Genomic DNA, 24,688 nt, shown 5'->3' on the forward strand with positions numbered 1-24,688 from the left:
GGCGATGAACACCCACTGGATCACCACACCGATCACCCCCGACCTCGTGCGCGGGGCCCTCGACCTGGAACGCACCGCCCACGGTGTCCTGCCGCACCGGCTGCCCGCCCGGTACCGCGCCCAGTGCGCCGACCCGCAACTCGCCCTGGCCGAGGCGCAACCCTCCGGCGTCCGGCTGGCCTTCCGCTCCCGGGCCACCGCCGTCGAACTGGACACGCTGCCCACCAAGCGGGTCTACGTGGGTGCCCCGCCCCGCCCGGACGGCGTCTACGACCTGCTCGTCGACGGACGCCCGGCAGGGCAGGCCAGTGTGGCCGGCGGCCACACCCTGATCGTCGACATGGCCGGCGGGGCCGCCGAGCACCGGCCCGGGCAGCCCGGCACCCTCCGCTTCACCGGCCTGCCCGAGCGCGTCAAGGACGTCGAGATCTGGCTTCCGCACAACGAGACCACCGAACTCGTCGCCCTGCGCACCGACGCGCCCGTGGAGCCCCTGCCGGACCGGGGCCGCAAGGTCTGGCTGCACCACGGCAGTTCGATCAGCCAGGGGTCCGACGCCGCGAGCCCGACCACCACCTGGCCCGCCCGCGCCGCCGCCCTCGCCGGCGTGGAACTGGTCAACCTCGGTCTGGGCGGCAGCGCGCTGCTCGACCCGTTCACCGCCCGCGCCCTGCGCGACACCCCCGCCGACCTGATCAGCATCAAGATCGGCATCAATCTCGTCAACACCGATCTGATGCGGCTGCGCGCCTTCACGCCCGCGGTACACGGCTTCCTCGACATCCTGCGCGAAGGTCACCCCACCACACCGCTGCTGGTCGTCTCACCCCTGCTGTGCCCCATCCACGAGAACACCCCCGGCCCCAGCGCCCCGGACTTCTCCGCCCTCGCCACCGGGCGACTGCGCTTCCGGGCCGCCGGCGACCCGGCGGAGGTCGCGCACGGCAGACTGACCCTCACCGTCATCCGTGACGAACTGGCCCGGATCGTGCGGCAGCGGGCGGTCGAGGACCCGCACCTGCACCATCTCGACGGCCGCGACCTCTATGGCGAGACCGATGCCGCCGAGCTGCCGCTGCCCGACGCACTGCACCCGGACGCCGCCGCACACCTGCGCATCGGCGAACGCTTCGCCGAGCTGGCCTTCGCGGCCGACGGCCCCTTCAAAGACCGGTAGCCGACGGAGACGGGGCCCGGCAGCATGCCAGGCCCCGCCCTCGCACCCGACCGGGGCGGGTCAGTGAGGGTGATGACCCTCGTGCCCCGCGGCGTGGTCCTCGTGCTCGGGCGCCCCGCCCATCATCCGCAGCATGGCCGGGCCGCCGGTGCGCAGGAAGCGCACGAGCAGGGTCGCGGCCAGCAGCAGGAAGGCGATGTTGAGCCAGGTCGTGTAGTTCCAGCTCACGCCCTCGTCGGGGATCCGCGCACGGGCCTGGCCGGGGACCAGGCCGAGGCCGCCGAAGAGGAACTCGACCACGTATCCGGCGACCACCATCGCCGCGTAGAAGGTGGCGAGGAGGAGGGCGGCGGTGCGCGCGCCGTAGTACTTCCGGTAGATGTTCAGGATCGGCAGGATCAGCAGGTCCGCATAGATGAAGGCGATCACGCCGCCGAAGCTGATGCCGCCCTTCCACAGCACCACCGCCAGCGGCACGTTCCCGATCGAGCAGACGAACGTCGCGATCGCCACCAGCGGCCCGACCAGCGGCCCGATCACCTTGGCCGCCTCCGGATGGCCGGCCAGGAAGAACGCGCGCCAGAACTCGTCCGGCACCCACGCGGCGATCGCGCCCGCGATCAGCAGCCCGGCCACCAGGTCGCGCAGGATCGCCGCCCACTCCATGACGAAGATGTGCGACACGGAGGTGAAACCCGCGCGCGACAGCAGCCGGCGCAGGAAGCCGCCCTCGCCGCCCACCGACATGTCCATCGCCGCGTGGCCCTCCATCGAGCCCGCCAGTCCCCGCTCGGCCTGCTCGCGGGCGGAGCGCAGCAGCCGCTCGCGCAGCAGGACGCGGAACAGCACGGCGAGGACCACGATCATCACCGGACCGCCCACGAACTCGGCGAGGGTGAACTGCCAGCCCATCAACAGCGCCAGGATCACACCGAGTTCGATGACGAGGTTGGTCGAGGCGATCTCGAACGCCATCGCCGCCGTGAAGTTCGCCCCCTTGCGGAACAGTGAGCGGGCGAGCGCCACGGCGGCGTACGAACACGAGGAGGAGGCCGCGCCCAGCCCGGTGGCCAGGGCGATCGTACGGGGGCGGTCGTCACCCAGCAGCCGCACCACCGTCGACCGGCGCACCACCGCCTGCACCACGGCGGACAGGGTGAAGCCGAGAATCAGCGCCCATGTGATCTCCCAGGTCATCGACCCGGTGATGGCCAGGGCACGGCCGATCGCGTCCCACATGCGTCGCCCCCTTCTCTCCGACGGTCCGACACCGTGACTATACCCCCAGGGGGTATAGGAGGCGAGGGTGTCGGACGCGAGTAGTACTGGTCGCCGGGGCCGACGGGACGCCGGTCGCCGCGGTGACTGTGGGTTCCCGGTGAACCGGTCGGCATGCGCGTACGTATCTCTTCCCGGGGACGGCGGGAGACCGCGAGCACGGAAGGAGAGCGGAGTGTCGACACCGACCGGGCAGGGTCGGCCGCTGCGGCGCCGGGTGCTGGAACCCACCTACGTCACGCGCCGCCGCCGCACCGAGGCGCTGGCCGAACTGGTCAGGGAACTGCAAGAAGGGGAGAGCCACCGTTTGGAGCCCGGCTACGAGCAGATCGTCGTCCACGCGGCGCCGGCGGCCACCGAGGACGCCACGGAGGAACTGCCTCCCGTACGGCCCGCCCGGGGCCGCCGTGAACGGCCCGTCGACGACGGGCTCACCCTGCGCCGAGCGGCGATCACGGTCGGAGTGACCGCGGCCGCCCTCATCGGCTTCGGCGCCGCGCTCCTGCTCCCCGGCGCCAAGGAGTCCGGCACCTCGCAGCACGCCGCGGCCCCGCCACCCCGCGCACCCGTCACCAGCGCCCCCGCCCAGCGGACGGGCACCGACCCCGACGGCCCCGGCACCCTGCGCGAGGGCGACAGCGGCCCGCAGGTGACCGAACTGCAGGAACGCCTGCTGCGCATCCCCGACGTCTACCAGCACGGCGCCACCGACGGCCGTTACGACGCCACGCTCGCCGCCGCCGTCGCCCGCTTCCAGCTCTGGTACGGCATCCGCGGCGACGAGACCGGCGTGTACGGCGACGACACCCGCCGCGACCTCGAGTCCCGCACCACGCTGTAGCGGGTGCGGCAGCGGGCACGGGTCCGCGTACGGCGGCCGCTCACCCTCGATCCGTACGCTCCCGTGACCGCTACAGCGGTACGGGCGTGTCGCGTGCCCCCTCGCGCGACACGCCCGTCACCGTCCGGCTACCGGCTACCGCTTCAGGAGCCGTACCGCCAACCCGTCCGCCGTGTACACCGGCACCGCCCGGTAGGCGTCCGACGCCACGCCGACGCGCCCGAACTGCCCGCACAGCGACCTGGTCGCGAGCACCGGGACGACGGCGCCCGCCGCCGGCGGCCGGTCCTCGTCCAGGTGCAACGTCAGTACGCTGCCGCGGTCGAGCACGACGCGCCGTTCCACCGTCAGGGCCGCTTTGTGTCCGCGCCGCAGCGTCACCTCCAGGGCCGCCCCGGCCGCCTGCGTGTAGGAGCCGCGCACCCGGACGGCGTCCGTCACCTTCAGCGCCCCGCCGGTCACCCGCACATCACCGTGGCCCAGCGCGCTCCGCGAGGCGGCGACCAGGGCGCCGTCCTCGATCGCGGTGCCGCCCGTGTACCGGTTGTCGCCGGTCAGGGTCAGCGTTCCGGTGCCGCGCTTGGTCAGGCCGCCCCGGCCGTCGATGTCGTTGCGCCAGCTGTCGTGCGCGCCGAACCCGCCGTCGGCCGCGTTCATCGTCACGCGCACGTCCGTGTCGAAGGAGCCGTAACCGTCCGCCGCGGCGAACAGGTTCAGCCGTCCCCACTGCTCGAAGCCGTCCAGCAGCACATATCCGGAGGGCAGCGCGGTGGTCCGCAGCACCTCGCGCCGCTGCGCCGCGTCCAGGTAGGGCAGCCGCGTCTCGAGCAGCACCTCGGCGCCCTTCGGCACGGTCAGCTCGGTGTGGCGTCCGTGACGGGTCAGCACATAGGTGAACCGGGGCCCGACCGCACGGGCGTTGGCGTCCCGGTCGGCGTACGGGTCGGTGTCGGTGCCCGCCGAGTGCGCGTAGGCGTAGAGCGTGTCGGCCGTCGTGCCGGTCTTCTCCTGGAAGTAGGCGAGGGCCTGGGCGCGTGCCGCCGCCTTGAGGTCGGCGTTGGCCGGGTCGGCGAGCGTGGCGGCGGCCAGGGCGGTGGCCATGATGCGCCCGCCGATCACATCGACGGTGGAGTGCATGCCGGCCATGATCCGGGTGTGGCTCAGCTCGAGGGCGCGGGTCACCAGCTCCTGGAAGCGCTCCGGGACCGCGTACGCGTACGCCAGTGCGGCCAGGTGGAAGGCGTTGGTGTGGCCGCTCGGGAACCCGCCGTCGTCGGTCGGGGACGTGCTGCGCTGGCGCAGCAGTTGCGGGGCGACGACGACGTCGGACTCGTAGACCGGGTAGCCCAGCGCGTCGGTCTTCCCCGTGTCGACGACCTCGCTGTCCTCGTTCATGCGCCAGGGACGCGGATACTGGAAGGCGTACTTGGCCGGGTTGCCGGAGGCGTACGGGCCGCGCACGGTGTCGACGAGTTCGGCCACCTTGCCGAGCGCGGAGTCGTGGGAGCCGGCGCCGAGCGCGGAGCCTGCCGGGGCGTCGGCCGGCACCGCGTCGTCGATCTTGGCCGGCGGCGTGCCGTCCGGCGCGCTCGTGATCGACGTGACCGCCTTGGCGCCCGCCTTGTACAGGCCGGCCAGCGGACCGAGACCGGCGATCATCGCGTAACTCTGGTGCTGGCGGTCGTAGATGAAGGATTCCTTCGCCTGCGCGTCGGTGCGCGCGGACGTGATCCGGGCGCAGTAGCGCATGTTGGCCCGCAGCACCTCGGGCATCAGCGGGGTACCGGTGTTCCAGGCGCCACCCGTCTTCCACACCGTGCTCATGCCGCCGAGGGCGCGGACGACCGCGTTGGTCTCGGGCGTGAGGTTGGCGGGAACGTTGCTCTTGTAGTCGTCGACGAACGCGGCGGGGCCCGTGGCGGCCTTGGCGTCCGCCGCGGCGAGCCAGCCGGCGAAGGTGGGTGCGGCCAGGACACCGGCCGAGGCGCCGAAGGAGGTCTTGAGGAACCCTCGTCTGTTCACGGCGAGTCGACCGGTCGGGTCGTGCCCGGCGGATGACGGCATGCGTCTGCCTCTCTTGAGTTCTTCGGCCGTGCGGCCGGGGGAGGGGGGTGGTGCGATCGGCTGTGACTCTGTGCGTCTGTGGTGACAACTGAGCCAAGTCATGCGTACCTGCGAAGATCTACGGCCGAGCCGTGTCCCTTCGGCGAGGGTTCGGCGACCGGGACGTGTCCTGTACATGAACGCGCCTGATCGCTTCACAGAATCGAACGCGCCGGCCCGGCAGACCCCCGACCGGCGGCACTCTCAGGGGGCCTGACCGTATCGCCGCGGACACACCATGACCCCGTCCGTCGCGGGACACCGTGCGGCCTCAGCCGGCACGGCGACCGGCCATGCTGTCGTAGAAGGGCGTACCGGGAGAGACGTCCGAGGGCTTCACCGGGCAGTCGGTCGCGGCGGACGCGTAGATACCGGCCACCAGTGCGAGAGTGCGCCGGGACTCTTCGAGCGGCACGGGCGGTGGGGTGCCGTCGCGCAGGGAGGACAGCACCTTTGCGAACTGGGCCCAGTGCCCGCTGCGGGAGTTCTGCGCGGCCGCCCCGTCCCCGGCGCCGGTCAGGCCGGCCTGCCACGCGGCGAGCACGTCGTCATGCCCGGGTGCCGGCGTCACACGCCAGTCCTCGTCCCGGTACCCGTACAGGTGCGTCACCTCCACGGTGGCGTGCTCGAAGTCGTAACGCAGGTACGACTCCTGCCGCGGCGAGAGGGCGCTGTTCACCACGGAGGCCACGGCTCCGTTGGAGAACGTCACATGGGCCAGCGAGACGTCCTCGGTCTCCGTACGGCGTGCCTGCGTCCTGGTGACGGCCCGCACCTCGGTCCAGTCGCCGAGCAGGTCCAGCATCATGTCCATCTGGTGGATGCCGAGCCCCATCGTGGGGCCGCCGCCCTCGGTGTCCCACCGGCCGCGCCAGGGCACGTCGAAGTACGCCTGGTCGCGAAACCACGTGGTGTGGCAGACCGCCAGCAGCGGGCGGCCCAGCACTCCCGAGTCCACCAAGGCCTTGAGCCGGGCCTGGCCCCGGCCGAAACGGTGCTGGAACACGGTCGCGAACCACGGCGGCTCGCCCACGGCGGCGGCGATCTCGTCGAGTTCCCGCAACGACAGCGCGGGTGGCTTCTCCACCAGCACGCTGGCCCCGGAGCGCAGGCAGGCCAGTGCCTGGTCGCGGTGGAGTCCGGGCGGTGTGCACAGATAGACCAGGTCAGGGCGGGACCGGGCGAGCAACTCGTCGAGGTCGTCGTAGCCGGCCGGCGACCCGTGCTTGGCCAGGAAGGCGTCCAGCCGGGTCGGGTCGGTGTCCGCCGCAGCCACGATCTTCGCGGCGACCGGACCGGGGGACGTGAGCGCGGCCGCGTGATCCATGGCGACGTCGCCGGTACCCACCACCGCAATCCGTATCATTTCGTCCATCACTCACGCTCCATCCTGGTTCGGCTGGTGGTAGGAAGTAAGGCTGTCCCGCTGCCGTCGGCGCGCCCTCCCGGTGGCGTCCGGGCACCCCACGCCGACGGCATCATGCGAGGTACGTCGCGGAACGGGCGTGTTCGATCGTCAGCGCGCTCACGCCGGTGATCGCCGCGTCGAAGCCGAGCTCGCTCACCGCTATCCGCGGCACCCAGGGGATCCGGCCGACGAGGCGCCTGGTCAGCTGCTCCGCGGACTCCTCGCTGTACTGTGCGAACGCGCCGGCGAGCACGATGACCTGGGGCGAGAGCACGACCGAGGTGGCGACGAGGGCGAGGGCGATCGAGTCGAAGAACTCGTCGCGGGCCCGCGCGGCCTCGCTGTCGCCCTCCCGGCAGCAGGCCATCATCGCGCGGAACGCCGGACCGATGCGCTTGCCGTGCAGGCCCTCCCGGGCGGCGAACGGAAGCACCTGCGCCGCCAGGGTCGACTCGACGTCGCCCTGTTCCGTGAAGTAGCGGGCGAACGATGCGCTGGAGGTCAGCAGGAAGCCGATCTCACCCGCGGCCGACCGGTGCCCGCGGTAGAGATGTCCCTCGTTGATTATCCCGGCGCTCAGTCTGGCGCCCAGCACGAGCGCGACGGCACTCTGTGCGTTCGCGAGGGCTCCGCCGGTCCACTCGCCGTAGGCGGTCGCGTTGGCGTCGTTCTCGATGTGGATCGGCAGACCGCACCGTGCCGAGACGATGTCGGCGAGCGGCACTTCCTGCCAGTCGAGTTCGACCGCCTTCGACACCACCCCCGCGTGCACGATGCCGGGAACCGTGATGCCGATGGCGACGATCGGCGCTGTCACTCCCGTCTGCGGGGAGGTCAGCCGGTCGACGAGGTGCAGCAGCCCGTTGATGCGGGCGGCGCCTGCGTCCCGGCCGTCGAGATCGAAGGTGTGGCTCTCCTCGTACAGCGTGGTTCCGCCCAGGTTGACCACGCGTCCCCGTGCCGTGTACTCGGTGACGTCGACAGCGACGATCGCGCGGGCCGACGACGCGAAGCGCAGCAGCGTCGAGGGCCGGCCGACTGAGGAGCGTACCTGTCCCGCGAGTTCGACCGAGCCTTCCTCTATGAGCGCCGAGCACAGGCGTTCGATGGTGGCCGAGCCGAGCCCGGTGCGCTCCTGGATGTCACGTCGAGACAGTGGTCCGTGCTCGCGGAGTACGTCCAGGATCGCGGTCCGGTTGATCTCGGTGACGTGCCGAGTTGTCGCGGTGCGCGGCGCCCGTCGTTTCACAACCCTCCCCAATAGCCATCGGACTGAGGATAAGTCTCGTCCGCTCGTTTCTCGGCTTTGGCCCGGAGACTATCAGCCCCCCGCTGCGCGACAAGAGCGCCAGATGTGCAAATGAGATGGCGCCAACCCTTGTGGGTATTCAATCACAGTGATAGGAAACGGGAACCTGCTACTGCCAGCGGCCGGTGGCGTGCTCCGTCCGCTACGACGAAAAGGGATCGAAGATGACCAGTGTGGGTGTGCGGCGCTCCCGCCGACTCGGCCGCGGCGGCATACGCCGCGTGATTCCCCTCGCTGCCGTGGCCGCGGCAGGTGCCCTTCTGCTCTCCGCCTGCGGGTCCGGGTCCGGCTCGGGCGGGAACTCCAAGTCGCTGACGTTCTGGATCTCCACGGTTCCGGGGCAGGACGCGGGCTGGAAGAAGCTGGTGGCGCAGTACAAGAAGGAAGCCGGCGTCGACGTCAAGCTCGTCAACATCCCCTACGACGGCTACACGACGAAGCTGCACAACGCCGCGCAGGCGAACTCCCTGCCCGACGTGGCGGCCGTGCCGTCGCTGGACCCGATCTGGTCGAACAAGCTGATCGACCTCAAGTCCATTGCCGACAACAAGAGCTACAACATCAACGCCAACTTCCTCGCCAAGGATTCGTCCGGGAAGGTGTTGTCCATCCCCTCGGATGTCACCGCGTCCGGCCTGTTCATCAACGAGTCGCTGTTCAAGAAGGCCGGCGTCTCCTTCCCGACCTCGCCCCAGAAGACCTGGACCTGGACCGACTTCATCGCGGCGGCGAACAAGGTCCGGGAGAAGACCGGCGCCAAGTACTCCCTGGCGTTCGACCAGTCGCCGTCCCGGCTTCGCGCCATGGTGTACGAGATGGGCGGCAAGTACGTCCACGCGGACTCCTCCGGCAAGTTCTCGGTGGACGACGCGACCAGGAAGGCCGTGAAGACCTTCGTCGGATGGAACGACGACAAGACCATGCCGAAGTCGGTGTGGACCAGCGGCGCCGACCCGTCCGCCATGTTCCAGAGCGGTGACGTGGTCGCCTACTGGTCCGGCGTGTGGCAGGTCGCCGCCTTCGCCGACAGCATCAAGAAGTTCGACTGGGCGAGCGTCCCGACTCCCGCTGAGCCGGTGCAGGCCAGCGACGTCAACGCCGGCGGCATGATGGTGGGCTTCAACAACAACGGCGCTGCGGCCACCGCCGCTCAGAAGTTCCTGACCTGGGTCTACGCACCGGACCACTACCGCGAGCTGTGTGAGGCCTCCGGGTTCCTGCCGGTCGAGAACGGTCTGAACCCGAAGTACCCCTTCACCTCCGAGGCGGCGCAGGCGGCGTTCAAGCTGTACAACGAGGAGATCCCGCTCTACGCCCCGATCTCGGGTTACTTCAACAACGCGCAGACGGAGTGGGTGCTGAAGGGCAAGAGCATCACCACCGACCCGACCAAGACGGAGCTCGGCAAGGCGATCAACGGCCAGGAGCCGGTCGACAAGGCCCTGGACAACATCGTGGCCGGCTACAACCAGCAGGTCGGCGGCGCATCGTAGGCCGACGGGCCGGGCGGCGGGTCGAGACACCGCCTCCCGGCCTCGCGCGCACGTGATGCCGGGCTCACGGCGTGAGCCCGCAGGAACCCATTCCACCAGCACGGAGTCAGGAAGATGACCAAACGCGCCTCGGACGTGTCCACGAGCCCGCCCAGGAGACGCAGCAGCTACACCGTCGCGCCGCTCGTCCTCATCGCGGCCAACGTCGTGCTCTTCGCGCTGTTCTTCGTGTGGCCTGCGGTGATCGGGCTCGTCTACTCCTTCACGAACTACACGGGTGTGGGCGCGTTCCAGTTCATCGGGCTGGACAACTACCGGAACCTGTTCGGGGACTCCACCTTCTACGACGCGCTGACCCGGACGCTGCTGTACACGGTGCTCTTCGTACCGCTGAACTTCGCGGTCTCGCTGCTCGCCGCCAACCTGGTGGTGAACAAGCATGCCAAGGGCACGTCGGTTGCGCGCGTCATCTTCTTCATCCCATGGCTTCTGTCGCCCATCGTCGTGGGTGTCCTGTGGCGATGGCTGTTCGGTGAGAACTTCGGACTGGTCAACTACGTCATCGAGAAGTTCGGCGGCGGTGCCGTTCCGTGGCAGTCGAACGCGGACCTGTCGCTGCTGGTGGTGGTGATGGCGGCGGCCTGGATGTGGACGGGTTTCACGATGCTGCTGTTCATCGCGGCGATCAAGAACGTACCGGTGTCGTACTACGAGGCGGCCTCGCTCGACGGCGCCGGACCATGGCGCCAGTTCTTCAGCATCACACTGCCGAGCATCGCACCCACCTCGTTCATCGTCATCCTGCTCAACACGATCAACGCGATGAAGGAATACCCGGTGTTCGTCGCCCTCAACAACGGCGGACCCGGAACGTCGAACAACCTGCTGGTCCAGTACATCTACCAGACCGGCTTCCAACGGGGCCAGATCGGCTACGCGAGCGCCGCGTCGTTCGTGCTCATGCTCATCCTGATGGCCGTCGCGATCATCCAGCTGATCGTCAACCGGCGGGTGGAGAACCGATGACAACCACAGACATGCCTCGTAAGGTCGACGCCGATCCCGGACGGGCCGTTTCCAAGAAGCGGCTCGGCGGCGCGGCAAGCGGTGGGATCCGGCAGGCGGTGTCCGCGACGGCACTGCTGTGGATCCTCGCGTGCCTCTACGGGCTGCCGGTGCTCTGGTTCATCCTCAGTTCCCTCAAGCCGGCCAGCGACCTGTTCTCCTATCCGCTGACGCTGGTTCCGCACCACCCCACCCTGTCGGGCTACCTGACGGCGTGGCGCAGTGCCAACTTCTCCCAGTACTTCATCAACACGACCATCGTGTGCGTGATCACGACGATCCTCACGGTGGGAGTGAGCTGCTGCACCGGGTACGCGCTGGCCAAGTACGACAACAAGTGGCTCAAGGTGTTCTTCGTCTGCATCCTGGCCACCACGATGCTGCCGGGCGAGGTCATGCTCGCCCCCGAGTTCCTGGTGGTCCGCAACCTCGGCCTCTACAACTCGTTCGCCGGCATCATCTTCCCGGCCGTGCTCACCGCGACCGGATGCTTCATGTTCCGCCAGTTCTTCCTCACGGTGCCCGACGAACTCGTCGAAGCCGCCCGTATCGACGGCGCGCGTGAGCTGTCGATCTTCCTCCGGATCATGGTGCCGCTCTCCCGGCCCATCATGCTGACCCTCGCCATCCTGTCGTTCCAGTGGCGGTGGAACGACTACATCTGGCCGCTTCTGATGCTCAACGACCCCAGCAAGTTCACCGTGCAGATCGGCATCCAGAGCATCGTCGGAGCGCAGAACATCAACTGGTCGGTGCTGCTCGGCGCATCGGTCATCTCCATGATCCCTCTGATCGTCATCTTCCTGGTCTTCCAGCGCTACGTCATGGGCGCCGACATCAATGCCGGACTGAAGGACTGACAGTGCAGATCACGCTCGACCGCGAGTTCGTCAGCGCGGTGGCCCGCGCCGCCGACCGGCTGGCCGTCCCGCTGGCGGACCGCCCGGACGAAGAGCCGACCGGTGTGGCCCATCGCGGTCTGGCGCGCCGGGCGAAGACACTGCTCGCGGCGTACCGTTCGCAGAACTCGGCGCTGCACGGCAGCAGTCGGGCGCTCGCCGCCGCGATGACCCACCTCCGCGCCCTCCGCGCCGTGCAGACCCCCTCCGGCCTCTTCGCGGGCGGCGACAACGTGCAGTCACCGCCGGATTCCGCGTTCACCATCAACGACGTGTGCGACGCACACGTCCTCGCCGCCGGCGCGGGGCCTGAACTGCGGGAGGCCACGGCCACGCTCGCCGAAATCGCTCACGCGGCCTCCGAAAGCCTCCGGACAGGCGGAGTCCACACCCCGAACCACCGCTGGGAACTGTGCGCGGCGCTGGCCCGGATGCACCGGTCGTTCCCGGACGGCCGGCTGCTCGACCGCATCGACGCCTGGCTCGCCGAGGGCGTCGACATCGATGCGGAAGGCCTGTACTCGGAGCGCAGCGCCAACTACGCGGCCCACGTGTCCAACCCGTCGCTGCTGCTGCTGGCCGACACCGTCGGCCGCACCGACCTCCAGGACGCCGTCGAACGCAACCTCGCCACGACCCTGGACCTCATCCGACCGGACGGCACGGTGGAAACCGTCCACTCGCGGCGACAGGACCAGAACCAACCGTTCTCGCTGGCGCCCTACCTGCCGCAGTACCGGCTGCTCGCGATCCGTACCGGCCGGGGCGACTTCAGCCGAGCTGCCCGGCTCGCGGCGGCCCGCGGCATCGACGACCCCAACCTGCTCGCCGAAACCCTCCTCACCCCGGACCTGTGCCGCGCCCTGCCGGAAACCGCGCCGGAAACACTTCCCCGTGACCGGTACATCACCACCGCGCGTCTCGCCTCACACGCCTCCGCGGCCGCGCACACCGTGGTGTACGGCGGCTCGGACGTGCCCGAGCACCGGCGCATCCGCTCGGGCCTCGCCAACAATCCGACCTTCCTGCGGCTGTTCGCGGGCGACGCGATCCTCGACGCGGTCCGGCTCTCACGGGGATTCTTCGACATGGGCCCGTTCCGTGCCACGGGCATGCAACGGCTCGCCGACGGCCGGTACCGGCTCACCGAAACCCTGACGGCCGCCTACTACCAGCCGCTCCCGCCGGGCGAGCGGCGATCGGACGGCGCCTACGGGATGACGGACGAGGGACGTTTCTCGGCCGCGATGGCCTTCCCCGACCGGCCGCGGGACGAGGTGGCGCTGACGACCGGCATCGACGTGGACCTTCGGGAAGACGGAGCCGACCTGCGGATCGACATCCGCGGACCGCGGGTGCCGTGGGCCCTGGAACTGACCTTCCGGCCCGGAGGTGAACTGCACGGCGCCGTACCGATCGGCGAGGGACGCTGGTGTCTCACCAGCGGACCGATGACCTACCGGGTGGGCGACGGTGAGATCCGCGTCGAGGTCGACGTCCACGCCGGGGAACCGCTTGCGGGACCGGACCAGGACGACGTTCTGCGGTACGACCCGGGCCAGGACTACACCTTGCTGGGCGGAACCGACGCGACGACCGGCGAGCGTGTCTACGTCGGCGGACACGGCCCGCAGACACTGAGCGTCGCACTGCGCGCGCCGGCCGGCTGACGTCCGCCGGCGCGCCGCGCCTCCCGCCCCGGCCCAGGCCCCCGACGGCGCACGTGTTCGCGGTGCACCACGGCGCCGACGGCGCGTACGCCCTGGCACACGACCGCGGCGCACCGCGGGAGCGACTCGGCGGATGAGCCCGCGACGGGCGGCGAAGGGCCGTACCGCTCGGCCGCGAACGGCCTACGGGTGCGCCTCGGCCTCCGGGCGCGCCTCGGCCTCCGGAACGGGCGGCAGCTCCCGGGGGGCCGGGATCGCGGATCCCGGAACGATCAGGTCCGCCCGGCTCCGGGTCGCCGTGATCAGGTCCGCGTTGCGCTGGTCCGTGCCCAGCGCCCACGCCACCGCCGCGTCGTGCTCCTTGCCGAACTCCTCGTGCCGGGCCACCAGCCGCCGGATGCGCTCGGCCTCGTCGGTGTCGCAGAACCACACCTCGTCCAGGTGCGCCCGCACACGGGCCCACGCCCCCGTGCCCAGCAGCAGGTAGTTGCCCTCGGTCACGACCAGCCGGGCCGACGGCGGCACGGGGATCGCGCCCGCGATCGGCTGCTCCAGGAGTCGCTCGAAGCCGGGCGCGTACACGGTCTCGCCCTCGTGCTCCTCGTGCAGCCGCCGCAGCAGCGCCGCGTACCCCGCCGCGTCGAACGTGTCGGGCGCGCCCTTGCGGTCGCGGCGGCCCAGCCGGTCCAGCTCGACGTCGGCCAGGTGGAAGCCGTCCATGGGGACGTGCGCCACCCACGCCGGACCGTCCCCGTTCAGCTCCCGGACCAGGTGCTCGGCCAGTGTCGTCTTTCCGGCTCCCGGGCTGCCGGTGATGCCGAGGACCGCGCGGCGGCCGGGGCCGGCCAGGGCCGCGGCCCGCTTGAGAAGGTCGTCGAAGGTCATGGTCCCGCCATTGCATCAGAGGTCGCGCAGGATCGCGAGACCCGACCGGTCGCGCGGACCGGCCGGCTGTCGAGTCACCGGTGTACGTGAGTGACGGCGGGGAAGAAGCACCCACGGCGCATCCCGCTCAGGTCGTGCCGCACGGGGACCACGGCAGAGGGGCCACCGCGTCGTGTGAACGACTCGCGACCACACGAGCACGGCGACACCGCGGGGCTGCGGCGGCTGCGCCGGGGAGCACCCGCACGCCTCGGCCGCGCCCACACCGGCGGGCGCCCGACGCGCTCCTGACGCGGCGTCCTGCGACGACGCCCGCCGACGGAGTGTCGAGAGGGCGCAATGTGGCACTCGCCACCCTCTGCCCGGCGTTCTTGAGGGAAGGTGGCTCCCATGACGAAGCTCGGTCTTCCGGACGGTATCCAGGCCTGCCTCTTCGACCTCGACGGGGTCATCACCAAGACCGCCGTCGTCCACGCCGCCGCGTGGAAACAGACGTTCGACGACTTTCTGCGTGCGCGGGACGGGGCGGACTTCCGCCCCTTCGACGACGCCACCGACTACGACGAGTACGTCGACGGACGCCCCCGTGCCGACGGCGTCCGCACCTTCCTCGCCTCACGCGGCATCCACCTGCCGGAGGGCGCCCCCGACGACCCGCCCGACCGGCAGACCGTGCACGGCCTCGGCAACCGCAAGAACGAGCTGCTCCTGGAGCTGATCCGAACCCGCGGCGTCGAGGCCTACGACGGCACGATCCGGTACATCGGGGCCGCACGGGCCGAGGGCCTGCGCACGGCCGTGGTCTCCTCCAGCGCCAACTGCCGTGACGTGCTGCGCTCGATCAACGCCGAGCACCTCTTCGACGTACGCATCGACGGCGTCGTGGCAGCGGAACGGCACCTGCCCGGCAAACCGCACCCGGACACCTTCCTCGCCGCCGCCCACGACCTCGGCGTGGAGCCCAAGGCCGCCGCCGTCTTCGAGGACGCTCTCGCCGGCATGGACGCCGGACGCTCCGGCCACTTCGGGTACGTCGTCGGCCTGGACCGCGTCGGCCAGGCGGACGCGCTGCGCGCCCACGGCGCCGACGTCGTCGTACCGGACCTGGCGAACCTGGGGGAGTGGTCGTGATCACGCACAACTCGTACACCGTCGAGCCCTGGACCCTGCGTGAACGCGGCCTGAACCTGGACGTCCTGCCCCAGAGCGAGTCGGTGTTCGCGCTGGCCAACGGGCACGTCGGCTGGCGCGGCAACCTCGACGAGGGGGAACCGCACGGACTGCCGGGCACCTATCTCAACGGCGTCCACGAGACCCACCCGCTGCCCTACGCCGAGGCGGGCTACGGCTATCCGGAGTCCGGGCAGACCGTCATCAACGTCACCAACGGCAAAATCATCCGTCTGCTCGTGGACGACGAGCCCTTCGACCTGCGCTACGGCCGGCTGCGCTCCCACGAACGCGTCCTCGACCTGCGCACCGGACTGCTCACCCGGACCTGCGAGTGGACCTCACCGGCCGGCTCCACGGTCCGCGTACGCTCCACCCGCCTCGTCTCCTTCACCCAGCGCGCCATCGCCGCCGTGGCCTACGAGGTCGAGCCCGTCGGCAAGCCCGCCCGGATCGTCGTCCAGTCCGAACTGGTCGCCAACGAGCAACTGCCCGGCCGCGACCGCGACCCGCGCGCCGCGATCGTGCTGGAGTCGCCGCTGGAAGCCGAGGAGAACTTCGCCAAGAGCACCCGGCTGCGGCTGGTGCACCGCACCCGGCGCAGCGGCCTCAGGGTCGGTGCCGCCGCCGACCACGTCGTCACCGGCCCCGACCCCACCACGACCGAGAGCGAGGCGACCGACGACCTCGCCCGCCTGACCGTCGCCTCCGCGCTCGCCCCCGGACAGACGCTGCGCGTGGAGAAGTTCGTCTCCTACGGCTGGTCCGGGACCCGGTCACTGCCCGCGATCAGCGACCAGGTCGACGCGGCCCTCGCCGCCGCCACCAGCGTCGGCTGGTCCGGGCTGGTCGCCGAACAACGCGCGTACCTGGACGAGTTCTGGGCGCGTTCCGACGTCGAGGTCGACGGCGACGAACAGATCCAGCAGGCGGTCCGCTTCGCCCTCTTCCACGTCCTGCAGGCCGGGGCCCGCGCCGAGCAACGCGCGATCCCCGCCAAGGGACTGACCGGCTCCGGCTACGACGGGCACGCGTTCTGGGACACCGAGATGTTCGTGCTGCCCCCGCTCACCTACACCTCGCCCGGCGCGGTCGCCGAGGCACTGCGCTGGCGGCAGAACACGCTGCCCGCCGCCCGCGACCGCGCCGTCCAACTGGGCCTGCGCGGCGCCGCGTTCCCGTGGCGGACCATCGACGGCTCGGAGGGCTCGGCGTACTGGCCGGCCGGGACCGCCGCGTTCCACGTCAACGCGGACATCGCCGACGCCGTCGTCCGCTACGTCGCCGCCACCGGCGACGAACGCTTCGAACGCGACACCGGAGTCGAACTCCTGGTGGAGACCGCCCGGCTGTGGCGGTCGCTCGGCCACCACGACCACCACGGCACCTTCCACATCGACGGGGTGACCGGCCCCGACGAGTACAGCGCGATAGCCGACGACAACACGTACACCAACCTGATGGCCCGCGCGAACCTGCTGGCCGCCGCCGACGTGGTCGAGCGCCATCCGCGCCGCGCCGGCGAACTGGGCGTCGACGAAGAGGAGGCCGCGGCCTGGCGGGACGCCGCCGAGGCCATGCACATCCCGTACAACCGGGAACTCGGCGTGCACGAGCAGGCCGCCGGGTTCACCCGCTACCAGCGCTGGGACTTCGCCGCCACCCGCGCCGACCAGTATCCGCTGATGCTGCACTTCCCCTACTTCGACCTGTACCGCAAGCAGGTCGTCAAGCAGGCGGACCTGGTGCTGGCGATGTACACGTGCAGCGCCTGCTTCGACGCGGACCACAAGGCGCGCAACTTCGCCTACTACGAAGCCCTCACCGTCCGCGACTCGTCGCTGTCCGCGTGCATCCAGGCGGTCATGGCCGCCGAGACGGGCCACATGCGGCTCGCCTACGACTATCTGCACGAGGCCGCGCTGATGGACCTGCACGACCTGGAGCACAACACCCGCGACGGACTGCACATCGCGTCCCTCGCCGGCACCTGGTTGGCGCTCGTCGCGGGCTTCGGCGGCATGCGCCACCACGGGGAGCGGATGGCGTTCGCCCCGCGCCTGCCGGAGAGGTTCGGCCGCCTGGCCTTCACACTGCAACTGCGGGGCCGCCGGCTGAAGGTGGAGATCGGCCGCACCACGGCCACCTACACGCTGCAGAACGGCGACCCGCTGACGATCCACCACCACGGCGAGCCGGTCACGGTCGACGCGGACAAGCCGCAGACCCTGGACATCCCGCCCGTCAAACCCCGCCCGGCACCGGACCAGCCGCCGCACCGGCGTCCGAACGACCCGGATCTCAAGGAGGGATGAGCCGGACGAGGTGCTGCTCACCGTGCGGCCCGGCACGGTGAGCAGCGGCGGGGCACGGCCTCAGCGCGAGGTCAGCTTCCACAGGTGGTCGGCGGTGCCGTTGTCGGCCCACTGCAGAACCTGGGCGCCGGAGGACGTGCTCATGTTGTTCACACCCAGCAGCAGACCGCTGTTGTAGTTGGCGATCTTGTAGTAGCCGTCACCGGACGGGATGAGCTGCCAGAGGTGGTCGTCGGTGCCGTTGTCGCCCCAGATCAGAGCCGTGCCGCCGTTACCGGTGCTCATGTTCTGGATGCCGAGCAGCAGACCGCTGGACTGCTGGACGATCTTGTACAGGCCCCGGCCCGCGGACACCAGGGTCCAGTTCTGGTCGGTGCCGGTGGTCGAGGCCGCCTGGACGACGGACGTGCCCTGCGCGGTGCCCGCACTCTGGGTGTCCAGGGCGAGGCCGCTGTTCCTGTTGGTGATCTGGTAGCGCCCGGCCAGCGAGGTGGAGGTGCCGGTCGGGGTGACGACGATGTGGTAGCCGTCGGAGGCGTTCATCGTCACCGGCACGGTGATCGAGCCGTTGGAGACCGTGTAGTCGGTGTCGGAGATGGTGATCGGGCCGGACACCGCCGTCGTGCGGCCCTTCGACGGCGTGTACTCCAGCTTCACGTGGACCGTGCTGCCGAACGCCGACAGCGAGTTCAGGCCGTTGATCGTCACCGCGCAGGAGCCGGTGCAGCCGCCTGCGACGACGCTGATCTGGTTGCCGGAGCCGTTGCGGGAGGCGATGCCGTCGATGCCCGTCTGGGCGGGGGGTGTGGTGACGAGCATGTTCCCGGACATGTCGCCGTACCACTTGTACGCCCAGTAGGCGCCGTTCGGGGAGCCGCCGGTGTCGGTGAGGGTGTCGCCGAGGGTGCCGTAGTGGTTCCAGAAGGCGAGCTCGGCGTCGTGCACACCGGCCCGCTCGAACTTGGCGACGTACCCGATCAGCGGTCCGGGCACACCGACCTCGCTCGTGGTGCCGTACTCCTCGATGGCGATCGGGCGCGGGCTGATGCCGAGGCTGGACTCCAGGGCGCGGTACGCCGACACGTGCGCGGCGATGTTGCCCGCCCCCTGCAGCTCGTGCCAGGAGATGATGTCGGGCACGGTGCCGCTCGCCTTGGCGTCGGTGAGGAACTGGCTCATCCAGCTCTGGTTCCAGGCCGAGTAACTCGGTCCCTGGATCGGCGTGGTGGTGTCCTTGGAGCGGACCTCCTGGTACGTGCGCGCCCAGCCTGCGTCGAAGGCGCCGGCGTGGGTGGTGTCCCATGTCCAGTCGGGCTCGTTCCACAGCTCGTAGGCCGCGATGTCGGTGGCGCCCGATGACTTGACGGAGGCCACCTGCTTGTCCACCGCGGACAGCCAGTCGCTCCAACTGACCCATTTGTAGGGGAAGTTCGGATACCAGTCCGGCATCCGCACGACCACCTCGGCGCCCGCCCGGGCGGCCTTGGGTGCCACGACCAGAGCGTCCCCGGCGGGCTTGGGCTCGCCGTTGGGGAGCTGGGAGCCGCCCGGGGCCATCTGCACGAAGGTGTTCGGCTTCAGCGCGGAGACGAGGCTGTCGTCGGGGGTGCCGTCGTCGGCGAGGCCGTAGAGGCTTCCGGTGGCGACGTGGGTGACCGGGCGGAGGGTCTGGTTCGCGTTCACCACCAGGGTGGTCGAGGACGTCGGGGCCGCCTGGACGGGGGCGGCGGTGGCGAGGCCGGCGACGAGGACGGCTGTGCCGACGGCGGCCGTGAGGCCGGCACGTCTGCGGTTGCGGCTCATGAGGTGTCTCCTGAGGAGGGGGGAGGGGGATCTCCGGGATGGCGGCAGGTTTGTCCTGACCCGTCCTGTTTCGTCCTGGGTGAACTCAGTCCTTCACGGCGCCGGCGGTCACGCCTGCGGCGACGTAGCGCTGTGCGAGGACGAGCAGGACGGCTGCGGGGATGGATGCGACGACGGCGGTGGCCATGATCGCGTTCCATTCCTGGTTGTTGTTGCCGATGTAGTGATAGATGCCGAGGGTGATCGGCCTGAGGTCGCCGCCGCCGTCGAGGGTGTTGGCGAAGACGAAGTCGGACCAGGCCCACAGGAAGCTGAAGAGCGAGACGGTGACCACGGCGTTGCGGCTGACGGGGAGGACGACCGACCGGAAGGTGCGCCAGGTGTCGGCGCCGTCGATGCGGGCGGCGGCGATGAGCTCACCGGGGATGCCCGACATGAACGCGGTGAAGATCATGACGCCGAAGGGGACGGCGATGGTGGAGTCGGCGACGATCAGGCCCCACCAGGAGTTGAGCAGACCGAGGTCGAGGAAGATGCCGTAGAAGCCCATGGCCATGACGATGCCCGGGATCATCTGGGCGACCAGCAGGGCGAGGCCGAGGAGTCCGCCGCCGCGGGGCCGTAGTTTGGCGAGTGCGAAGCCGGCCGGGGCGGCGAGGAGGAGGGTGAGGGCGACGGTGCCGAGGCCGATGAGCAGGCTGGTGCCGAGGTAGGGCATCTGGTCGTTGAGGACGGCGCGGTAGCCCTCGAAGGTGGGGTGCAGCGGGAGCAGGTCGGGCGGGGTTTTGCGCATGTCCTGCTGCGGGGTGAGGGACACGTTCAGCATCCAGTACACCGGGAACAGCATCACGGCGGTGAGCAGGACGCCGATGACGGTGTACAGGCGCGAGCGCCGGGCGGACCCGCGGGGGGCGGTCATGCTTCCTGCCTCCTTTGGACGCGGATGTACAGCAGCCCGAACACGAGGGCGATGAGGATGAGGATGTTGCCGACGGCGGCGCCGGGGCCGAACTTCGGCAGGAGGGTGCCGAAGCCGAGCTGGTAGGACCACGTCGCCAGGGTGGAGGAGGCGTCGCCGGGACCGCCCTTGGTCATGATCCAGATCAGGTCGAAGACCTTGAGCGTGTAGACCAGGCCGAGCAGCAGGGTGATCGCGGAGACCGGACGCAGGAGCGGGAAGGTGACGCGCCGGAACTGCTGCCAGGCGCTCGCCCCGTCCAGCGACGCCGCCTCGTAGAGTTCGGCGGGGATGTTCTGCAGGCCGCTGTAGAGGATGACCAGGTTGAAGGGGATGCCGATCCAGATGTTGGCGATGACGACGGAGGTCAGTGCCCAGTCGGGGGAGTTGAGCCAGTCGACCGGTGACACGCCCACGAGGTGCAGGGCGTAGTTGATGACGCCGGACTCGCTGTTGAACATCCACGACCAGGTCGACGCCGACACGATCAGCGGCAGCAGCCACGGGATCAGGAACAGGGCCCGGAGCGTGCCGGCCAGCCGGAAATTCCGCTTGAAGAAGACCGCGAGGGCGAGCCCGGCCGCGTACTGGAAGGCGATCGACACGGAGGTGAAGACCATGGTGTGGCGCATCGCCGGGCCGAACGTCGGATCGTCGAGGACGGTTTTGAAGTTGTCCAGGCCGGAGAACGGCGCGTCGCCCGCCACGAACGAGCGGACGGTGTAGTTGCGCAGGCTCAGGTCGAGGTTGCGGTAGAGCGGGTAGAGGTAGAAGGCGGCGAGGTAGGCGACCAGGGGTGCGAGGAAGGCGAGCGCGGTGAGCCGGCTCCTGCGGCGCTGACGGCGCCGCAGTGCGGATGAGTCCCTCCCGTGGGTGGTGCCGGTCGCCCCGGACCTGGCCGGGGACCGCTGGGAGCGGCGGTCGACGCGGGCGATGGTCATGCGAACTCCTGGATGCGGGTGGCGTGTCCGGGGCGATGGTGGAAGACCGTCAGCTCTTGCCCTTGGCCGCGGCCGTCTGCGCGGTGTCGAGGGCGTCCTTGGGGCTCTTGCTGCCGGACAGGGCGGTCTGCACGGCGGTCCACATCGGCTGGGAGATGGTCGGGTACTTGGTGCCCAGGCCGTTGCTGGTGCGGCCGCGGGCCGCGGCGACCGCGGTCACCCACGGCTTCAGCGCGGGGTTCGCCTTCACCTGCTCGGCCTGCACCTGCTGGGTGGGGGCCACGTACATCAGGGTGTTGTCCGTCGACAGCAGGTTGGCGGAGCTGGTCAGACACGCGACGATCTTCTTGCTGGCGTCGTAGCGGGAGGTGTCCTTCTGCACCGGGACGGTGACGAACTCACCGCCGGTGGGCACGGGGGCCGAGCCGCCGTTCTGCCCCGGGATGCTGATGACCCCGTACGGGAACCCGGCCTTCGCCGCGTTGCCGAGCTGCCAGGTGCCGTTCTCACCGAACGCGTAGTCACCCGTGGCGAACTCCTGCCAGCTCGTGGTCTGGGTGTTCTGGAGCACGTCCTTCGGCGCGTAGCCCGCATCGACCCACTGCTTCCACAGCGACAGCGCGGCCACGCCCTGCGCCGAGTCGAGCTTGGTCAGGTCGCCGCCGGCGCCCCAGAACCACGGCAGGAACTGGAAGCTGCCCTCCTCGGTGTTGATCGCGGAGAAGGTGATGCCCTTCTTGCCGGCCGCCTCGACCTTCTTCAGGGCCGCCGTCAGGGACGCCCAGTCCTTGATCGAGGCCGGATCGACGCCGGCCGCGGACAGGACCTTCTTGTTGTAGTAGAGGGCGAGCGTGTTGGCGCCGATCGGGACGCCGTAGGAGGAGCCGTCGATGACGCCCGCGCCGATGATGTTCTTCTGGATCGAGGACGTGTCCAGGCCGAGGTCGCTGGTCTTGTTGAGGATCCCCGCCTCCACCAGCGTGGAGACCACCGGGTTGTCCACGAGCATGACGTCCGGCGCGTTGCCCTGCTGTGCGGCCAGCAGCGCCTTGTTGCCCAGGTCCGTGGTGTCCATGCCGGTGCGCTTGATCTTGACCCCGGCGTCGGTACCGCACTTGGTGACGAGCTTCCCCCACGCCGAGGAGGCGTCGAACTGCGGGTACGGGTCCCAGAAGGTGTACGTCGCGCCCGACTTGCCGGACGAGGAGGAGGAAGAGGACTCCGAACCGCCGCCGCAGGCGGTGGCGGAGGCCAGGGTGCCGATGACGGCGACGGCGGCGAGCAGGGCGCGGCGGGTGTGTCTCACGGTTGACCTCGTTGTCTCGGGGTGTGGCGGGGCTGGGGGAGGGGAGGTGGAGCGCGCTCAGGAGGTGGGCAGCCAGATCCGCATGCTGCCGTCCTGGCGGTTGGCCCAGGCGTAGTAGGGGATCGCGGTCAGCTCGAGAGGCTCGCCGGCCGAGGGAGCCTCCGCGGTCTCCGCGGGCCGGTACGGCCACCAGCCGGCGTCGGGGATGTGCCGGCGGTGCCCGGCGGCCACGACGGTGGTGACCCCGCCGAGCAGGTCCGGGCGGTGCTTGACGGCGAGGGGGCGGGTGGTGTCGATGACGATGTCGTCCAGGCCGCCGCCGGGGTGGTCGACCTGCTCCAGGCAGTAGACGAGCGGCCCGCGTTCGATCGCCACGCAGCCGCGTACGGCGTCCACGCGCGGGTCGGCGGCGGTGAGGCGGGGCTCCAGGGCGAGTTCGAGGACGACCCGGTCCCCAGGTGCCCAGGTGCGCTCCAGCCTCAGCCAGCCGTCGTGGACGGGTGCGTCGGTGTGGTCGTACGCGGTGTCCTCTCCGACGCGGACCCGGTACTCGCTGCACCACTGCGGCACGCGCAGGGACAGCGTCCAGGGCCGCTCCTCGGGGGTCTCCTCGACGGTGAGGGCGATGGTGCCGTGCCAGGGGTAGTCGGTCTCGGCGTTCACGGCGACCGGGGTGCCCTCGATGTCGCCCGCGTAGCGCCCGCTGACGTACTGGTGGATCTGCAGGCCGCCGGAGTCGGTCGAGGCGAGGTAGTGCTCCAGGGAGGCCAGCAGCCGCATGACGTTGGGCGGGCAGCAGGCGCAGCGGAACCAGCGGGTGCGGCGGGCCGACTGGTCGCCGCCGGTGTCGGTGTGGCCGTCGCGCACCTGCAGCGGGTTGACGTACAGCCACCGCTCGCCGTCCAGGGAGACACCGGCGAGGAAACCGTTGAACAGGGTGCGCTCGATCAGGTCGGAGTAGCGGGCTTCGCCGGTGAGCAGGGCCATGCGCCAGCTCCACTGGACGGAGGCGATGGCGGCGCAGGTCTCGCAGTACGCACGCTCGTTGGGCAGCTCGTACGGGTCGCCGAAGTCCTCCTCGTCGTGGTGGGCGCCGAGGCCGCCGGTCACGTGGGTCTTGGTGGCCGTCATCGCCTGCCACAACCGCTCGGCGGCGGCGCGCAGTCCGGCCTCCCCGGTCTCGGCCGCCAGGTCGGCCGCGGCGGCCAGCAGGTAGAGCTGGCGTACGGCGTGCCCCTCGACGTTGGCGGCCTCGCGCAGCGGTACGCGGTCCTGGCAGTAGGCCTCGTGGCCGAGCAGGCCGTGGCCGTGGCGGTCGACGAAGTAGCCGGCGAGGTCCAGGTAGCGGCGCTCGCCGGTCTCCCGGTACAGCTCCACGAGGGCGGTCTCGACCTCGGGGTGCCCGTCGATGCCGTCGATGGGCTTGCCGCTGCCGGGCGGGCCGAAGACCGAGTCGATGTGATCGGCGAACCGCACCGCCACCTCGAGCAGTTCGGCGCGTCCGGTGGCCCGGTGGTGGGCGACCGCGGCCTGGATCAGATGGCCGGCGCAGTACAGCTCGTGGCCCCAGCGCAGGTCCTCGTAGCGCTTGCCGCCCTCGCGGAGCTGGAACCAGGTGTTGAGGTAGCCGTCGGGCTGCTGGGCGTCGGCGACCAGCGCGATCATCCGGCCCACCACGTCGGCGAGTTCACCGTCGTCCTCGGTCGCCGTCTGCTGGGCGAGCTGCCAGGAGGCGGCCTCGAGCCACTTGTAGACGTCGGAGTCCACGAACGGGTAGGCGCCCTGGAACGCGCCCTCGGCGGTGCCCGCGACCACGCGCAGGTTGTGCAGGTTTCCCGCGGACTCCAGCAGGTGGGGGCCCTGCGGGATGGAGGTTCGTGCGTTGACCTCGCGGCGGGCGTGCCAGAAGCCCTCGCGAATGCCGACGGCGGCGGGGCGCAGCGCGGTGTGGGCCCCCGGACCGGGGCGGACCGGGCCCGGGGAGGGCGGGGCGGTGCGTGTGCGGGGCATGGTTCTCCGGAGTGCGTCGCGGGACGGGGGCAGCCGGCGCGGTCGCTTCGGCTGTGA

The 24,688-nt window shown here is 70.5% G+C and carries 18 protein-coding genes; 8 read left to right on the forward strand and 10 right to left on the reverse strand.

Annotated elements, in window-relative coordinates:
* Positions 1-4: 4 nt before the first annotated feature.
* Entirely contained in the window at positions 5-1,177 is a 1,173-nt protein-coding gene (locus tag ACZ4SW_RS18190; protein WP_468243991.1) for an SGNH/GDSL hydrolase family protein, read from the forward strand.
* 60 nt (positions 1,178-1,237) lie between these two features.
* On the opposite strand, the gene ACZ4SW_RS18195 is transcribed toward ACZ4SW_RS18190, so the two are convergent.
* Positions 1,238-2,416, reverse strand: coding sequence for a permease (locus ACZ4SW_RS18195; protein WP_468243993.1), 1,179 nt, complete (start codon positions 2,414-2,416; stop codon positions 1,238-1,240).
* Between the two features lie 214 nt (positions 2,417-2,630).
* Here ACZ4SW_RS18195 and ACZ4SW_RS18200 point away from each other — a divergent pair, with 214 nt between their 5' ends.
* Positions 2,631-3,296: a peptidoglycan-binding domain-containing protein gene (locus ACZ4SW_RS18200; RefSeq protein ID WP_468243996.1), complete on the forward strand. Its 666-nt coding sequence runs from the start codon at positions 2,631-2,633 to the stop codon at positions 3,294-3,296.
* Between the two features lie 135 nt (positions 3,297-3,431).
* On the opposite strand, the gene ACZ4SW_RS18205 is transcribed toward ACZ4SW_RS18200, so the two are convergent.
* The 3 genes from ACZ4SW_RS18205 to ACZ4SW_RS18215 form a co-directional block, all read right to left on the reverse strand.
* Positions 3,432-5,360 carry a phosphatase PAP2 family protein gene (locus ACZ4SW_RS18205; RefSeq protein ID WP_468243998.1) on the reverse strand — a complete coding sequence of 643 codons (1,929 nt, stop codon included), beginning with the start codon at positions 5,358-5,360 and terminating at the stop codon, positions 3,432-3,434.
* 310 nt (positions 5,361-5,670) lie between these two features.
* On the reverse strand, positions 5,671-6,774 hold the full coding sequence (locus ACZ4SW_RS18210) for a Gfo/Idh/MocA family protein (protein WP_468244001.1): 1,104 nt from the start codon (positions 6,772-6,774) through the stop codon (positions 5,671-5,673).
* A 103-nt stretch (positions 6,775-6,877) separates the two neighbouring features.
* Positions 6,878-8,056 (reverse strand): ROK family protein, encoded by a 1,179-nt coding sequence (locus ACZ4SW_RS18215; RefSeq protein ID WP_468244003.1) that lies wholly within the window; start codon positions 8,054-8,056, stop codon positions 6,878-6,880.
* Positions 8,057-8,280: 224 nt separating this feature from the next.
* Here ACZ4SW_RS18215 and ACZ4SW_RS18220 point away from each other — a divergent pair, with 224 nt between their 5' ends.
* The 4 genes from ACZ4SW_RS18220 (at position 8,281) to ACZ4SW_RS18235 (ending at position 13,243) form a co-directional block, all read left to right on the forward strand.
* Complete coding sequence (locus ACZ4SW_RS18220) at positions 8,281-9,609, forward strand: extracellular solute-binding protein (RefSeq protein WP_468244005.1); 1,329 nt, start codon at positions 8,281-8,283, stop codon at positions 9,607-9,609.
* Positions 9,610-9,723: 114 nt separating this feature from the next.
* The gene (locus ACZ4SW_RS18225; RefSeq protein ID WP_468244008.1) at positions 9,724-10,635 is read left to right on the forward strand and encodes a carbohydrate ABC transporter permease; all 912 of its coding nucleotides are present in this window, start codon (positions 9,724-9,726) and stop codon (positions 10,633-10,635) included.
* Positions 10,632-11,534 carry a carbohydrate ABC transporter permease gene (locus ACZ4SW_RS18230; protein ID WP_468244010.1) on the forward strand — a complete coding sequence of 301 codons (903 nt, stop codon included), beginning with the start codon at positions 10,632-10,634 and terminating at the stop codon, positions 11,532-11,534. Before ACZ4SW_RS18225 ends, ACZ4SW_RS18230 begins: the two co-directional genes overlap by 4 nt.
* 2 nt (positions 11,535-11,536) lie before the next feature.
* A complete protein-coding gene (locus tag ACZ4SW_RS18235) occupies positions 11,537-13,243 on the forward strand; it encodes a hypothetical protein (RefSeq protein WP_468244012.1) in 1,707 nt (568 codons plus the stop codon).
* A gap of 183 nt (positions 13,244-13,426) precedes the next feature.
* On the opposite strand, the gene ACZ4SW_RS18240 is transcribed toward ACZ4SW_RS18235, so the two are convergent.
* The gene (locus tag ACZ4SW_RS18240) at positions 13,427-14,128 is read right to left on the reverse strand and encodes a nucleoside/nucleotide kinase family protein (protein WP_468244015.1); all 702 of its coding nucleotides are present in this window, start codon (positions 14,126-14,128) and stop codon (positions 13,427-13,429) included.
* 390 nt (positions 14,129-14,518) lie between these two features.
* On the opposite strand from ACZ4SW_RS18240, the gene ACZ4SW_RS18245 reads away from it, so the two are divergent.
* Positions 14,519-15,259 carry a beta-phosphoglucomutase family hydrolase gene (locus ACZ4SW_RS18245; protein WP_468244018.1) on the forward strand — a complete coding sequence of 247 codons (741 nt, stop codon included), beginning with the start codon at positions 14,519-14,521 and terminating at the stop codon, positions 15,257-15,259.
* On the forward strand, positions 15,256-17,613 hold the full coding sequence (locus ACZ4SW_RS18250) for a glycoside hydrolase family 65 protein (protein WP_468244021.1): 2,358 nt from the start codon (positions 15,256-15,258) through the stop codon (positions 17,611-17,613). Before ACZ4SW_RS18245 ends, ACZ4SW_RS18250 begins: the two co-directional genes overlap by 4 nt.
* 60 nt (positions 17,614-17,673) lie before the next feature.
* Here the strand turns inward: ACZ4SW_RS18250 and ACZ4SW_RS18255 are convergent, their stop codons facing one another.
* The 5 genes from ACZ4SW_RS18255 to ACZ4SW_RS18275 all read right to left on the reverse strand — a co-directional run bounded on the left by ACZ4SW_RS18255 (position 17,674) and on the right by ACZ4SW_RS18275 (position 24,631).
* Positions 17,674-19,416: an RICIN domain-containing protein gene (locus ACZ4SW_RS18255; RefSeq protein ID WP_468244023.1), complete on the reverse strand. Its 1,743-nt coding sequence runs from the start codon at positions 19,414-19,416 to the stop codon at positions 17,674-17,676.
* A gap of 85 nt (positions 19,417-19,501) precedes the next feature.
* Entirely contained in the window at positions 19,502-20,335 is an 834-nt protein-coding gene (locus ACZ4SW_RS18260; RefSeq protein WP_468244025.1) for a carbohydrate ABC transporter permease, read from the reverse strand.
* On the reverse strand, positions 20,332-21,315 hold the full coding sequence (locus ACZ4SW_RS18265; protein ID WP_468244027.1) for a carbohydrate ABC transporter permease: 984 nt from the start codon (positions 21,313-21,315) through the stop codon (positions 20,332-20,334). The genes ACZ4SW_RS18260 and ACZ4SW_RS18265 overlap by 4 nt, the downstream gene beginning before the upstream one ends.
* Positions 21,316-21,364: 49 nt before the next feature.
* Complete coding sequence (locus tag ACZ4SW_RS18270) at positions 21,365-22,621, reverse strand: sugar ABC transporter substrate-binding protein (protein WP_468244030.1); 1,257 nt, start codon at positions 22,619-22,621, stop codon at positions 21,365-21,367.
* A 57-nt stretch (positions 22,622-22,678) separates the two neighbouring features.
* Positions 22,679-24,631: a glycoside hydrolase family 127 protein gene (locus tag ACZ4SW_RS18275; protein WP_468244033.1), complete on the reverse strand. Its 1,953-nt coding sequence runs from the start codon at positions 24,629-24,631 to the stop codon at positions 22,679-22,681.
* Positions 24,632-24,688 lie beyond the last annotated feature (57 nt).

Source organism: Streptomyces sp. NPDC028331 (genome assembly GCF_055565775.1).